The sequence below is a fragment of the Bacillus sp. cl96 genome (assembly GCF_900100505.1).
In the GTDB taxonomy this organism is placed as follows: Bacteria; Bacillota; Bacilli; order Bacillales; family Bacillaceae_G; genus Bacillus_A; species Bacillus_A cereus.
On sequence record NZ_FNDM01000004.1, the window covers coordinates 274,024 to 288,778 of the forward strand.

Sequence of the window (14,755 nt, forward strand, 5' to 3'; positions counted from 1 at the left end):
CAAACGCACTTACGTCAATTCGCGTATGTCTAACGCTTAGAGCCGCAGGGGATTCGGTTACTTTACGTCAAATAAGCGTATAGTTTACATTCCACTTCATTACGCTACATTTGACTACATTTTTACACAAACGACTACACTTATACGATTCATATTGCGGTTAAATCGATGGAGGATCCTACATTCCGTTACAAATATTTGTAAATCGGTTTGTTGCGCTACATTCTAATACAGAAATACGATTAATATCTTGATGCGGACGGACTCGCACTCTACCATCTCAATTATTAATATTGTACATACATTAATCGCTTTACAAATGCGATAACGCATGTTAATATGTGAATAACAACAAAAAACGTGCGGTAACGCACTCGTTAGGAGGATTCGAATGATTTTAAATAAAGTAATTGGAGTTGAAGAAGCTGCGGTTTTATGGGACTTATCGCCTGGATACATAAAAAATCTATGCGCAAAAGGGGATGTAGTATCAAAAAAGATAGGGAAAACATGGGTAATCGATGCTACACAAGGACATCCCACATTACGTTTGTACATAAAGAATATACAAGGAAGCCCATTTCTAAAGGAAGTATGTATAAGCGAGGATTCTAAAAACGTCAACATTCAATACGTTAATTCTTTCGAAGAATACGTTGCACTAAATGAAAAAACGGGTAATGACGCTAAAGCATACGAAGAATATTTCGGAACAGGCGACAAGATTAATAAAATACTAACTCAAGAAAGCGCTCGCCTACTACGCCAGTTTTCGTTTTTAGATAACGTTTCGATCAATATTCCTTATAAGGGATTAGTTCATGAAATTAAATTGAATCGGGATAAATTTAACACTTATTTAGGCTATAAAATAGAGGATTTAAACGTCCAAGATAGAACATGGCATCAAGAATTTCTGGAAAGACATGCGTATCCCAAAGAAGGTAGATCCAGACTTGTAAATGAATTCGTAACAGTAAAGTGATTTCTGAAACTAGCATAAAACGATTAAAGCCGCTTGAGATAGCGGCTTTTTTGTTACATGGTTATCTTTCCAGTAGAGCATCCGAAGTGACAGTTAATTTTATAACGTAAACACCATAGCCATTTCCTTCTATATTGCGTAAAAACCAGTCGCTATACATGTCGTTAAAAGTCTCGAAATGATCGCGTATAGTGATTAAAAAACGGAAGAAATGGGAAGCGTTTGGAAGTCAATATTATATATTTTCTTCTATGTGTAAGAAGGGAAACTGTTGTCTCCCCATTCCGCTACTTATTCTACCTCTAGCCTTGAAACATGTGCTTTAACTTTCCGTAAGTTTTCTATCAATCTTAGCACCAAATCTTTCTTCAACGGGTCTATTGCTGCTTCTTTTAACTTATCTTCAACTTTTAAAGTAAAAGCCTCTATTTCCTCTACTTCATGACTGTAGAAATCCCTTGCATTACTAATCCTTAAATATTTATCTTGTAATAATTTCCCAAACATACTTATACCTTTATTAGGCATGTAAATAATCTCACTACTGAACTTTTCTTGGTCAATAGCAACAAAGAAGTTTTTTTCACTTTCAAGCTTAGAAAAACACTGCAATAATTTCTCTTCATCTTTCCCTTTCAAAACATCTAAAAATTCAGTGAACAGAGCCTCTTTTTGTGATTTAATAATTTCAACTCTTTTATCTTTTATTTTACAAACAAGTTTTTTATAATTTTCATCCTCACACTCGTTCTCGAAATATCTATTAAGCCTAGCTTCATGTAGTGGCATCTCATGTTTATTTAGTCCATTATCTAATCCATAATCAAAAATCTTATATAGTTCTGTCTTATTTTTTTCGATATATTTTTTATCAATAAATTCAATCAATAGTTTATAAATCCCTGGATACAATTTAGGCGAATAATACGCCTCCTCAATTCCTTTAATTACAATTTCAACACACTCTCTAAGCCTATCTAATTCAACATCCTCATAAAAATAGAGGACATTAACTGCTACTTCTTCTTTATTCTCTGTCTTATAATGTTTCTCCAATATTTCTTGTTTTAATACTTCTATATCTAAATGTCCTGTAAAAATATATTCCCCTATACTTTTATACATTTTAATATACCTACTTACAGGAGATTCTTGCGCAAGGTACTTATTATAAAATTCTTTTGAGTAAATTAGCTCCTTTTTATCATCCTTATCTTGCATACCTATATAAAATCCAATAGAGAGAATCATATATTGATTCCAAGGATTCTATACTATTTAATTTCCCTTTTTTGTAATCAATCGAAATTAAAAGTATATTAGCAAAAATAGAGAGTAAAATATTATTGTTATTCTCCTGAAAAGTCTGATCGCATTTATTAATTACTTGTAAAAAGCTATCAAAAACAAACCTTAATGTTCTTAAATTAAATTCTTTTGTTGCAAAATTTATTATTTGTAATATTAATTGATTATTTTCTTTATAAAATCGATTTACTGCACTGCTTTCTCCATAAATATTACTGATAAATTCTGGTAACACTTCTTCAACTGTCTTTTCGTATTTTATAGTTCTACCAATTACCTTTTCTCTTATTAACTTAAAATGTTCATTATCATGTAGTTGATCTTCATTAGATATAAATAAAGTTTTTATATTTTCGTGTTCAATAAAATTCGTATTTATATAACCTAGAACTTGCTGGATTGAAAGTGTGCGATCAATTCTTTCCAAGTCATCAAAGCATAAAACTGCATTTTCCAAGTTAGTAAATTGCTTTGCGATATTCTCCGCTTCATCCTCTATTCCTTTTGCCAAACCTACTCCTAATCCAGGCACTTTTCCAATAACTCTTAATCCCACTTTAGTATACCTGTATGCTTTATTTCCATACTCATTAGTTGAACTCAAGAATAAACTTTCATCTATTTCCCCAACACTTTTCACACCATTTAATGATATGTAAATAAATCGATACTTCTCATTACTATTTGGAATATCCAAACTTTCTATTTTATGTTTTAATGTTTCCTTCACATAATACGTTTTTCCAATTCCCCATGGGCCATTCAACTGAATCGCATAATTAGTTTTAGGTAAATTTAAATATTCATTAATTGTTGAAAAAATAGTATCCATCCTCTACCTCCATTACATATATCTATATATTCATTCTAACATATAAAAATATTTTAAGAATGGCATTTCGTCAACCAAACATCTCACCCTGCATCGTCGGCAGCACACGGATATATGTATTAAGTGCCGTCTGTATATCCCCTAATTTTATTTTCTTCGCGTAAAATCTTTATGCGCCCCCTCTTCCTTCCTCTTGTGTATAAAATCGCCAATCGAAGCGACTACAACTAGACCAAATACTATGCTATATTACTAGCTAGTGTACAGTCGATTAGTATACGATATCCCAACGATTAACATACGTAATTGCATCGCTTAGCATATAAAAATTATACATATACGAATTCATAAAAAAAGACGCTAAGATGGTTAGTCCTAGCGCCATTTAATACGATGTATCCTTTTATAATGCGGTGTTTCGTGTGGTGTCCGCATGAATTTCGATATTATATCGTTTTTAATCCGCGTCAAGATCCGATGTATTTTCATTAATAATCTGATCAACGGTTTTTCCTCCGACTAGTGTTCCGAAATTATCCGATCCAACTGATACAATTTCATTAGTATCGTTCTTAACTTTGATCGTAAACTTTTCACCATCCTTATCGGCTAGGCTCGCGAATAAGTATACCGTGTGCCCTTCGTCATTGAATGCAGTTTTGTCCGACGTCATTCCACCATAATTTAAGATTTTTTGTGCCTTTGCGAAATCAGTTACGCCGATCAATTGATTAAACTGCGCCCTTGTCGGTGCAGCTTTCATGCCTTCTATATTCGGAATATCTTCCATACGCTCGATTTTCGATGTATCGACCGCAGCTTCGACTGTTTTGCCTTCCATATCGGCTAGGATCTCGGCTTTCACTTCCTGACGCATGTCATTCCAGTAGCTATCGTCAAAATGAACTGACATCGCACCTAGTACGAATGATACTGGAATAACTACGACGAAACCGCCAATTATTAATAATCTTTTTATCCATGTTTTCATATGCTTCTTCCTTCTTGTATAAATTCTCGTTGAACATTCCCGACGTATGCCGCGCCTTCTCTGCGTATGGTGTCGCCCTATTCTAGCGAGTGATTAACCAGTAAGTAATAAATCTTTTAACAATTACTCTCGTAATATATCAGGTATCTAGTCGTATATACTTCGATAGATGGCATCACACATCTTGTATAGCTTCCACTAAAGCATTATTTCTATTGTATGCATTCATCATCGTTCTACCTCCGTAAAATTCCCGTTATTATCCAACGTAGTTATTTTGACTGTACCGTTCCGCGTATCACTAATCGCATGATCTGCATAATATAGTTTTCCATCGACGAAGAATGCTTTTACCATCGCTACGCCATTTGAGAAATTGTATTCAATGCCTTCGACATCGAGCATCGTAGTTTTACTAGCGTGATTAGCGTTTTTAGATAGTTTTTTAACGACTGCCTCCGTCGTGTCACCTATCGTCAATCTATCGAATGTGTCGCGGTTCAATAATCCACGGTTACAATATAGTCCGCGCTCATTACACGTATTAAAATGATCGGGTTTCACTCTAGCTGCTTCGCGTTTTTCCTTCGCGATTCGTGCTGCTTCTTCTTCCTTCGCCTTTTCCGCCGCTTTTTGTTTTTCTGCTGCAGCTTCTTCGCGTTTTAGGCGCTTCGACGTTTCTTCGATTTGTTTAACTTTTGCACTTTTTTCCGTATCTTTGATAGAGTTGCCGCCAGTGAGGGCGTTACAAGCTCCGATCCCTAAAATAATCATACCGCCGATTAATAATTTCTTTTTCATTTTGATTCCTTCTTTCTATATTTTTTTGTAATAATTGCAATCGAAACATCGCGATTTTAACCTTTATACATCCCCCTCTTCTTTCCTCTTCCGTATAAAATCGCCAATCATCGCAGTAACAAACACCAAACCTACCGATAACCCGACTACAACACCGAATGCTGCTACATATAGATTGCCGAACGCCTTCGCTGCGCACATAAATACGAATGCGAATATAATTTACGCTTGTTTCTCACGCTATAATATCCTCTCTTTTGACGTTCCTTTTACGTAGTCTCTTCTTAAAACCTCTTATCGTACCTCTAGCAGAATCAAATGATCGCCCCGTCTTTTTCGATAATGCTCTAGAGATTTCAGCCTCCGTAACCTTTTCATAATACTTTGCCGTATGTATCATTGCGTCCAGTACAATAAAATCTATTTCCTTCACGCATATGGTCTCGTATAACCTTACGTAAGTCTCTTGGTATGTACTTACATTATAGATCGCTTTTTTTTCGGTGGTATCTGTACATTCCCCCGCCGTTCTAAACACGTTACTATCTTCTATAAGCGTTAACTTATCTCGTTTCTCTCCCCTTCTTCCACAATAGTCTCGTAACGATCGATAGATAAAGTACTTCACTCTTTTGTCAAAGTCTCCTCGCTCTACATCAAACGTTCTAATTGCATATCTTATTCTACGGAAACAATCATCAATGAAATGAATCTCATTGTTTATACGATGCCAATTATCGTTGACTAACCTTTCTATTAACGGTATGTAATGCGCCTCAATCCTCGTTCTATATTTATCATTGTATATTCCTATATAATAATCTTCAACTTCTTTTTTGGCTAGTATCGCTATTCTATTCAATGTTTCTTTTATATTTTCGCCTTCATTTGCGTATTGTCTTATAGTAAGCCTGTTTTCCATGCGTAAGTCTTCCACCTTTTATAGCGCCTGTGTTGTCCTCCAATATTCAGCTAACTTCCGCTAGTGGCGTTCATACCGAATTTATGCTATTGACGATCGGTGACGCATCGACTAGCAAAGGCGAGGAAGTTGTAGGAAGCTGGGCGCAGTTTGAACCCCTATTTCGCATAGATAAAAAATAACAAAGCATTTAAACTTCGTCAGATTTCGTATATATCAATGCGAATAGAGGTAAGGCGTTAACAACTAGCGTCGGCTCGTCGTGTGAGGTTTTCAGTAACGCATTCCCCGTCCTTGTGCTTTCGCACATATCGACTTTCTACACTACAAAACGTCCCGTAGTGCGTAAATCTTTCGATACACCCTGTTACCGTAGTAACAACGTATTTCCACCCTGACCTTTAACGGCAGTCACCACCTAGACCTATACGACGCACGGGGAATGATATGCGTTGAGTTGTATAGCGCTAGTGGTTGCGGTGGTCTAGCTACCCTTTTACGTTTTTATAGCGGTACGGCTTCCGCATTTTGACTTACCGCATCAGTACCTAAAAAGACATTACTAAAGACGCCTTGCAATCTTCGAATTTTTTCGATATACTGCAAAGTAGATGATCGGACTGATACGGCTTGTCCTGTATTCAGTTTAGATGTGTGTAGTTTTGAGTCTTCAGTTGGCGCTGGGGACTTTTTTAATTAATCTCTTAATTTCCTTAATGGACTGTATTTTTTATGTAATTCTGTTATATCGTCAAACATAAAATGCGTGTATCTCCTTGTCATCGTAATATCGCTATGACCCATTATTTGTTGTAGTGAAAATAAATCTCCACCGTTCCTTAAATATATGGATGCAAATGTATGTCTAAAAATATGAGGGCTACACCTAGATTGAATGTTTGCTAATTTGGCATACTTATAAATCATTTGTCTTAATCCACTATTTGTTAAAGCCTTTCCAGATATTCCACAAAACAATCTTTTTGTATACACCTCCCCTCTTATCAGTAACCATCGCTTTAGTGCGTTTTTGGTATTATCTGTAATCGGTACTTTTCTTTGATGATAAGTTTTAGTGTGTTTCACTAATAATAAATCTTGCTCCCATACTACATCTAATACACTAAGATTCAATATTTCATTTTGCCTTAATCCTGTCTCTATTAAAACTAATAAAATGGCATAATCTCTAATACCATTCCAAGTCTTTCTATCCACCTTAGAAAGTAAAGTTTTGAGTTGTTTTGGCGTAAGAACTTCAACTTCTTTTGCACGGGCTTTTAATTTTTTAATATCTTTTATTGGATTTATGGGAATATGTTTGTTCTCAAATAGAAATTTAAAAAATGTTTTATTTGCCCTTATTACAATGTTGATTGTTGATGGCTGCAAATTTCTTTTTACTTTACAGAATACAATAGCATCCTCTATATGTTCTTTCGTTACCTCGTATGGCTTAATTCCAACAGGTAATGCCCTTAAAAGTGATTTCAATTGGGCTTGATAGTGAAATAAAGTCGCTTCCCTCAATCCTTTTAAAATGCCCGCTTTATGAAAAAGTCCAAAAGCCTCCTCCCAACTCTCGATATATTCCTCGGCTGCTTCCAATTCTCCGAGAACATCTAATTCTTCCATAGATAATCTGAAATTTCTTTTCGTTTTACTTTTTTTAGCCATTAAAAAAACCTCCAGTTTACGATTCAATAAAGCAGAACCACAAACTAGAGGTTGTTATAACTGGGTTTATATAGGTTTTATAGAGGAGTCAAATAATTTGCGATCCGCGAAACGCAAACTAACGTTACTTACTGTAATCATTTGTGTCCTCCTACTAATACCGCTTATTTCAGCGTTTTCTCACCGATTGTCTTAAAAAATCGCATATTACGACTCAATTATTATAGACTATAGCTATTATATAGTAGAAGCTGGATGAATAGCAACGGTTGATTGCTATTCCTTTCTTTCCAAACTCGAATAAAACCTTTGTTTTTAATTAGATTAAAGTTACATACACGTTTTAAAGAGGATTCATTTTGAAAAAACATTTATAATTGGAGCATTATGTTTATCAATTGAAATAACACAATAATTTGTATGCATTTCGCATTATAAATAGCAAACTAAAACGCTCAGAAAATATTCTGAGCGTTTTCATTTCCTTCTCCAACTAAAGCACCAGGTAGTGTAAAAAGCTATTTCACCATTTGTATTGTTAACTTATCTTTTAACATTGACCTATATGAGTCAATTTCATATTTTGTATTATTGATTTTTTCTTTTTTCATTTTTAACATATCGAATATTTCTAACTCTAAATTCCTTCTAGCTTCAAGAACTTTTATCGCTCCTTCTACCCCTGAATGGTTATGTTCTTTCCCATAGCCTTGGTTCGTGTAATAGTCGACAATTCCTGTGGACCATTCTGGATTTCTTTCTTTTAATGCCTTCCTAAATGAAAATTCAAGATCATCTTGTTCTACATAAAATAACATTGGATTTAAATTCTCTATGATTTTTGCGACTTTCATTACATAATTTATTATTTTTTCTTTTTGTTCACCGTATTTAATCATCCCAATTGTTAATGGATTTTGTATGAAACAACATTCAAAAATATAAACCTTATTATCTTCTAGAGCAATTTCAGCAAAGTCATTCCATTTGTCAGCAATTAATTCAACATTTTTATCGAATGGCAATTCATATATATCGTTTTTAAAAATATCATTACATAATTCGTCCGAAAACTGGTCACCAAACTCATTTTTTATCTTTCTGTATGGTAATAAATAATTGCTTCCTTTTTTTAAAACTCTTTTAAGAAGCACTTCTTTAAAATCTCCACTGTTAGATACTAATCTATCGAATTCAAATTTATTAAAACAAGATACACCATCATAGTCGGCGGGGTGATTCAAATTCCCCTCTAAAAATAGTTCAACTTCAATTTTATTTTGGCTTAGAATTTCATTTATTAGCTTTGCAGTGGTCGATTTTCCAAATCCAGGTAAACCTTCTACTATTATTAGTTTTGTATTCATATTTATAAATCCCTTCCTTCAAAGTATTTAACCAAGATTTAAAAAATTACTTACTCAACTGCAATCACTCCTTCAAAATACGATATTCAACATTTCCTTTGAAAAATCCTTCTTAAAGTAACCTGACCGTTAGTTTAAGAACATTTTTTTCACAATCTCTATCATTATTTTAACATAAATTCCCATTTACCTTTTAAAAAAGATAGTCCACCATTATTTGAGTGAACTATCTAAAGTAAATTATATCTTTTAAATCAAATACTTTGTCAGTAATCCCCAATCGTTGCGCTGGTGTTTTTACTGTTTTCTTTTTCTCTTCCTTTGCAATTTAACTAGATAAAAGTACTTAAACAATGCAATAACAATTAAAAAAGGGATGCTAAATCATATGTGATTTACATCCCTAATTTGTGTGTTATTTTATATGTTCTCTCCCATAACTGAAACAGTTACTTTTAAAAGGGGATTCTTTTATTTTCTTTCACTTAATTTCTTTGCATAATTCTTCATTTTACTCGTTAAACCTATTAAAGCAGGTAACAATATTGGCATCACAATGATAGCTAATAGTAACAACGCAACGCCAACTACGGATGCTACTTGTATAAGCGTTAATACACCTGAAGGGATTAATGCAGCAAATGTACCACCTAAAATAAGTGCCGCTGATAATACGACTCCTCCGATATGACGAGAAGCAGTTACAATTTTCGTCGCTGGGTCCCCTTCTAACTCATTGTATCTCATCATTACAAAAATACTATAATCCACTCCTAAAGCGACAATCATTATGAAACTAAAGAATGGAACATTCCAGCTTAATGAATCTACATGTAAAATATGCGTACTAATTTGTTCACTTATCCCTAATGATGCAAAGTAAGCTAATAGTAACGATCCAATAATAAAGATGGTGTTTAATAATGAACGTGTAATCACAATTAATACAATCGCGATTCCAATTAACATAATTGTAGCTGTACGTAAGAAATCTTGCCCAGTTACTTCTTTTAAATCAACGTTTCTAGCTGTCGTTCCTCCGATTGCTGTTTTCGCATGATTTAATTCCGACCCCTTCAAAGTACCATCTATTGTGTTATTGATTTCTTGAATAATTGGCATCGCTTCTTTTGAATACGGATTTACGTCTAAAATGATTGTCATTTTAGCAGTCTTTCTATCATGTGACATGTACGTATTCAAAGCTTTTTGGAAATCTTCTCCCTCCAAAACTTCTTTTGGAATATAGAATTTCTCAGAGCTTTTTGATTCGTTCAGTTCTCCTAAATATTTCTGAGCATCCCCTAGGCCATTACTTACCTTTTCAAGGCCTTCTGTACTTTTAGTTAGTCCGGATTGTAATTGACCCATCTGTTCTTGCAAGTCTTTCAGTCCGGTTAATAGCTGACCTTGCCCATCGTTTATTTTCGTTAATCCGGTTTGTAACTCAGATGACTTGTTCGCAATTTGTTTTGAACCTGAAGCACCTTCATTTAATCCATTTTTAAGATCAGCTGCTCCTTTTTGTAACTTAGTAACTCCATTGTTCATTTCTTTTAAGCCATTATCCACTTTCAATAACGATTGATTCGCTTCTTTAAATGATCCCATCGCCGCATTATGCTGCGCTTTCAATTTATTTAATTCATTTGAAAGCCCACCTAATTGCTTTTGAGCCTCTTTAGCAATTCCTATCGTCTGCAGAATGTTAGGATCATTTGCTAATTCTGGTTTCGTTTGAATGAAATTGGTCATTAACATTTCAATTTGTTCATAACCTTTCTTCGCACCGTCAATCGCTTGAGAAATACTTCCGAAGTATTGATCGTAAGAACTTAAACCTTTTTCTAACTGTGTATAGCCAGCATGAAGTTGTGAAGTTGCTTGAGATAATACACTTATATTTTCATTTACTGAAGTTAACCCACTCTCAATTTGCCGCGCACCTTGTGCTCCGTCATTTATGCCATTGGATAGTTGATTTAAAGCTGTTCCTAATGCTGATACACCACTTTTCGCTTCATTTGTTCCATCAATTAACTTTTGAACGTTCGCAAGACTATTTGAGTCCTTATTACCCATCTTATCTTTCGCAGTAGTTAATCCATCATTAATTTCCTTTATACCACCATTGGCATCTCCTAAACCTGTATTTAGTTCACCCGCTTGTTTATTTATATATAGTTCTTTAATCCTATCACCAGTTGGACGTGTCGGTGAATATACTTCTGAAACACCTTTTACTTTCAAAATCTTATCAGTTAGTTCATCTAAAGTTTGAAGCGAACTCGCCTCATCTAACTTGTTATTCGATTGAATGACTAACGTACTTGGTGAAGAAAAACCAGGTGGAAAATGTTCTTCTATTACGTTAATCCCCATTTTCGACTCATATTTATTGTCTACTTCAAATAAATCGTTGTAATTAAGTGTATTAGAATATTTTAATATGAAAGTAATTGATATCACGAATACAATAATTAAAGCTACAAATGGTCTCACTACTGAGTTTTTCGCAAAGAATCCCCATAGACGACTGTCTTCATGACCTTTAAATGTTTTAACGGGATAAAACATCCCTTTTCCTAAAAGAACCATAAAAAACGGATTTAACGTAGTTAATACTAGTAATAAAACTGCGACACCAATTGCTACCGCTGAAGTAGATTGATATAGTTTAAAACTCGCTAAAGCAAGAGATGCAAAACCAATTAGTACTGCTATCCCGCTATATAAAACGGTTTTCCCTGCCGATTTAAATGTTTCTTTCGTAGCCAAAAATGCGTTTTCTCGTTTACTTAATTCTTCTTTAAATCTCGTAAATAATAAAATGTTATAGTCTGTTCCAACCCCAAACAGGACAACAACGACAAACACTTGTGTAAAGTTAGAAAATGGAAAATTAAATTGATCTACTAAATGAGCAATAATCCCCATTGAAACTAAATATGATACCCCAACAGTAAGAAGAGAAACAATTGGAACAATAGGTGAACGGAATACAATGATTAATATTACAAGAATGAAAATGATTGAAATAACTTCAGTCTTTTTCACTCCCTCTTGAGAAGATGTAAGGAAATCTCCTGCTATTAAATCACTTCCTGTTAAGTACGTTGTTACCCCTTTCGTTTTCACTTTATTATGAAGGTTATTTGTAACTTTCGATATTTCACCATGCTTTTTATCTATCGATATTTGCGTTAAAATAGTCGTATTATCTTTAGAAACTAATTGTTTCTCTAATTCTTTATTATCTAAATGTGAAACAACTTCTTTAATTCCTAATTGTTCTTTTTCATTTTGCAAAGCGTTGATTGTTTTTATTATTTCCTCTTTTTGCTCAGTCGTTAAAGCTGTTTTACTGTCACTATTAAAAACAACTATAATGTCATACTTTTCTGTCCCGTCTTTATCCATTTCTTTTATCATTTTGTCAGCAATACTACTTTGTTCTGTATTAGGAATCGTAATGTGCCCTTTTTCTTTCACTAATTTATCCATATTAGGCATCGTTACGATCATTGTAATGGTAATAACTATCCATAATAGAAAAGATAAACTTCTCCAATTTTTCAGCTTGCTCATTTGCATCATCTCCCGCGATTAAAATTTACGTTAGTTACGGAATGAATATTCATTCCTATTATTCTATTACATTATTTGTAAACTCTATTAAACTAGTCTTTCCGGAATGAATATTCATTCCTTTAGTTGCACAAATACCCTCTCCTACTCTCATTTTTTAATTCTATTTAGGAATGAATATTCATTCCTGTCCTTATAAAGCTATAGAATCAAATGATTCTAATAGCGTTCCAAGAGCTTTCTTCCAATTCTTTTACTAACTCTTTCGAGTATTCTAATTGCCCTGTTGCAATTACTTTCGTTAATTTTTCTAACGGTTGATATACAATAATAATTAAAGCAACTGGAGGCAATGGACGAAGCAAACCTTTTGCGATTCCATCTTCAATAATATTCATAAAGAAGCCTATAAAATCGTCAAATATTTTCTTACTCTGCTCATCAAGAAAATAACTATCACAGTGAGAATTTGTAAATAAAAAAGCATCCACATTGTTTCTCGCAAATTCAAATAAACGGTTATACGTATGACTAAACTGTTCACGAATATTTGCTTCAACAGGAAAATCCGTTTTTATCATTTCAGAAAGCTGTAACATACTTTTTGAAAATAATGAGTTAACAAGCGCCTCTTTATTTTCAAAATAGCGATAAATAGTACCCGCACCGACATTTGCTTTTTCAGCGATCATTGGAATTGTCGTACCATCGTAACCACGCTCTGCAAAAAGTTGCATCGCAGCATCAAAAATATCCTCTTGTTTGTTTTTAGCCATTTTTTCCACCTCTATTTTCAGGAATGAAAATTCATTCCGTTTTTAATTATAAATTACAGGGAATAAAAGTCAAGTGCGTGACAACGTATAGTTGCGATTCTATTCTCTTGTATGTGAATAAAATTATATCAGCGATTTTCAGGATATATCAACTTACCGACAAAAATTAATACAATGAGATGGAGCTATCCCAAAATTTTGTTCGAAACAACTCCATCTTATATGCAAATTAAAAGAAATCATAAATAAACGACTTGCGCACTGGTACTACATTCTCAAATGCCCGTATTTCCTCTTCGCTTCCGCTAATTAATTCTAATTCATTTAGTTCTAATGGGCGTTTGTATCCAAGCAGTATTGTAGATAGTGCATTTATATCTAGGTTGATCCCTTTATCCATTGGTTCTTCTATAATTGCTATTTCATAATTTGCAAGTCTCACCGATACATTATTCCACGGTGCAAATGAATCTGTAATATGTAAAATGACTTCTTGTTGTACATTGTTCCAGTTTAACTCATACTGTTTTAAGAACTGCTCTACATCTACAATTCTTCCCATAAAATATGGTTTTATTTCTGTTTTCACACGTGGTTCTTGCAATGTATATAACAACTGTTCGTTTTCACTTACTGTCATTTCAAGCTCTTTAATCATAGAATCATGCTGGCAAATAAAATTCCATAGACCATTTCGTGCTTCATTATGCAGTGGAACAAATTCATCTACTGTCATTTTATAGTTTTCTATTTTATATAACATATAGCCGGCTGCAGTTTTATTTTCATCGTAATAAATTGCTAATGTTAAATCCTCATAAACAGCTTGTAACCACCATTTTTCATTGCGAACTAGCATACCAGAAAAACGTTCTGCAAATGTTTCATAAAGCTTCTCGACCTCTTCTGGGTGATTTTCTTTATTGAAACGTTTCACAGTACCATTCACTTGTTTTTTCATAACTAAATCACTCTTTGTCAAATGACATACGAGAAGATTCGCACAAAGTTCCCAGCCGTATTTACGGTAAAATGTAACAGCAAATGGGTGTAACATAGAGACTGTAAAGCCATCTTTTTTCATTCTTTGAAGTGAATGTTGAAGTAGCTCTTTTACATACCCACTTCTTCTGTACTCTGGATACGTCGCTACTCCTGCAACGCCACCCATTTTAAATTTTTCTTTACCTATGTAAATATGAAACGGGATGAGGTGTAGTTTTGCAGCTAAGTCTTTCCCTTCCATAATGCCGTATATTTCATGACTTTCCTTCATTTTTGTAAGTTGCTGCTGTAATCGTTCCTCATCTACTTTATATTGAAAAGCGTATTCTGATAAACGTAATGCTTCTCTGAATTTATCTTCTTTTAATTGTATGACATTCATATAATTCTCCTCCATTCCCTTTTTGAATTGTATCATAATTCTCACTATTATAGTTCGGTAAGTGAAATTACAAGGACGTTTTAACAAAAAAGCAGATACATCACGTATCTGCTTTTCACCC

The 14,755-nt window shown here is 33.8% G+C and carries 12 protein-coding genes; 1 reads left to right on the top strand and 11 read right to left on the bottom strand.

The window, feature by feature from the left end; all coding sequences use genetic code 11:
- Window positions 1-391: 391 nt before the first annotated feature.
- A complete protein-coding gene (locus BLT20_RS11705) occupies window positions 392-985 on the top strand; it encodes a helix-turn-helix domain-containing protein (protein ID WP_000602689.1) in 594 nt (197 codons plus the stop codon).
- A gap of 291 nt (window positions 986-1,276) precedes the next feature.
- Here the strand turns inward: BLT20_RS11705 and BLT20_RS11710 are convergent, their stop codons facing one another.
- From BLT20_RS11710 to eis, 11 genes are all read right to left on the bottom strand, one after another.
- Entirely contained in the window at window positions 1,277-2,236 is a 960-nt protein-coding gene (locus tag BLT20_RS11710) for a hypothetical protein (RefSeq protein WP_073339208.1), read from the bottom strand.
- Window positions 2,196-3,125, bottom strand: coding sequence for a P-loop NTPase fold protein (locus BLT20_RS11715; RefSeq protein ID WP_073339210.1), 930 nt, complete (start codon window positions 3,123-3,125; stop codon window positions 2,196-2,198). Before BLT20_RS11715 ends, BLT20_RS11710 begins: the two co-directional genes overlap by 41 nt.
- 457 nt (window positions 3,126-3,582) lie before the next feature.
- Window positions 3,583-4,116: a hypothetical protein gene (locus BLT20_RS11720; protein ID WP_000860453.1), complete on the bottom strand. Its 534-nt coding sequence runs from the start codon at window positions 4,114-4,116 to the stop codon at window positions 3,583-3,585.
- A 228-nt stretch (window positions 4,117-4,344) separates the two neighbouring features.
- Window positions 4,345-4,917 (bottom strand): hypothetical protein, encoded by a 573-nt coding sequence (locus BLT20_RS11725; RefSeq protein WP_000727990.1) that lies wholly within the window; start codon window positions 4,915-4,917, stop codon window positions 4,345-4,347.
- A 63-nt stretch (window positions 4,918-4,980) separates the two neighbouring features.
- The gene (locus tag BLT20_RS30575; RefSeq protein WP_002025952.1) at window positions 4,981-5,118 is read right to left on the bottom strand and encodes a hypothetical protein; all 138 of its coding nucleotides are present in this window, start codon (window positions 5,116-5,118) and stop codon (window positions 4,981-4,983) included.
- A 34-nt stretch (window positions 5,119-5,152) separates the two neighbouring features.
- A complete protein-coding gene (locus tag BLT20_RS11730) occupies window positions 5,153-5,839 on the bottom strand; it encodes a hypothetical protein (RefSeq protein WP_000431570.1) in 687 nt (228 codons plus the stop codon).
- A 696-nt stretch (window positions 5,840-6,535) separates the two neighbouring features.
- Window positions 6,536-7,516, bottom strand: coding sequence for a tyrosine-type recombinase/integrase (locus BLT20_RS11735; RefSeq protein ID WP_001085686.1), 981 nt, complete (start codon window positions 7,514-7,516; stop codon window positions 6,536-6,538).
- Between the two features lie 518 nt (window positions 7,517-8,034).
- The gene (locus tag BLT20_RS11740; protein ID WP_001093195.1) at window positions 8,035-8,883 is read right to left on the bottom strand and encodes a P-loop NTPase family protein; all 849 of its coding nucleotides are present in this window, start codon (window positions 8,881-8,883) and stop codon (window positions 8,035-8,037) included.
- A gap of 471 nt (window positions 8,884-9,354) precedes the next feature.
- Window positions 9,355-12,471, bottom strand: a complete 3,117-nt coding sequence (locus tag BLT20_RS11745; RefSeq protein ID WP_000040233.1) for an MMPL family transporter — start codon at window positions 12,469-12,471, stop codon at window positions 9,355-9,357.
- 209 nt (window positions 12,472-12,680) lie between these two features.
- Entirely contained in the window at window positions 12,681-13,247 is a 567-nt protein-coding gene (locus BLT20_RS11750; RefSeq protein WP_001107309.1) for a TetR/AcrR family transcriptional regulator, read from the bottom strand.
- 229 nt (window positions 13,248-13,476) lie between these two features.
- The gene (gene eis, locus BLT20_RS11755) at window positions 13,477-14,634 is read right to left on the bottom strand and encodes a GNAT family N-acetyltransferase (protein WP_001100924.1); all 1,158 of its coding nucleotides are present in this window, start codon (window positions 14,632-14,634) and stop codon (window positions 13,477-13,479) included.
- Between the last annotated feature and the right edge of the window lie 121 nt (window positions 14,635-14,755).

What these genes read in the sequence shown, in the direction of transcription:
- BLT20_RS11705 (WP_000602689.1), top strand. Translation starts at nt 392, where the DNA reads ATGATTTTAAATAAAGTAATTGGAGTTGAAGAAGCTGCGGTTTTATGG.
- BLT20_RS11710 (WP_073339208.1), bottom strand. Translation starts at nt 2,236, where the DNA reads ATGATTCTCTCTATTGGATTTTATATAGGTATGCAAGATAAGGATGAT.
- BLT20_RS11715 (WP_073339210.1), bottom strand. Translation starts at nt 3,125, where the DNA reads ATGGATACTATTTTTTCAACAATTAATGAATATTTAAATTTACCTAAA.
- BLT20_RS11720 (WP_000860453.1), bottom strand. Translation starts at nt 4,116, where the DNA reads ATGAAAACATGGATAAAAAGATTATTAATAATTGGCGGTTTCGTCGTA.
- BLT20_RS11725 (WP_000727990.1), bottom strand. Translation starts at nt 4,917, where the DNA reads ATGAAAAAGAAATTATTAATCGGCGGTATGATTATTTTAGGGATCGGA.
- BLT20_RS30575 (WP_002025952.1), bottom strand. Translation starts at nt 5,118, where the DNA reads ATGTGCGCAGCGAAGGCGTTCGGCAATCTATATGTAGCAGCATTCGGT.
- BLT20_RS11730 (WP_000431570.1), bottom strand. Translation starts at nt 5,839, where the DNA reads ATGGAAAACAGGCTTACTATAAGACAATACGCAAATGAAGGCGAAAAT.
- BLT20_RS11735 (WP_001085686.1), bottom strand. Translation starts at nt 7,516, where the DNA reads ATGGCTAAAAAAAGTAAAACGAAAAGAAATTTCAGATTATCTATGGAA.
- BLT20_RS11740 (WP_001093195.1), bottom strand. Translation starts at nt 8,883, where the DNA reads ATGAATACAAAACTAATAATAGTAGAAGGTTTACCTGGATTTGGAAAA.
- BLT20_RS11745 (WP_000040233.1), bottom strand. Translation starts at nt 12,471, where the DNA reads ATGAGCAAGCTGAAAAATTGGAGAAGTTTATCTTTTCTATTATGGATA.
- BLT20_RS11750 (WP_001107309.1), bottom strand. Translation starts at nt 13,247, where the DNA reads ATGGCTAAAAACAAACAAGAGGATATTTTTGATGCTGCGATGCAACTT.
- eis (WP_001100924.1), bottom strand. Translation starts at nt 14,634, where the DNA reads ATGAATGTCATACAATTAAAAGAAGATAAATTCAGAGAAGCATTACGT.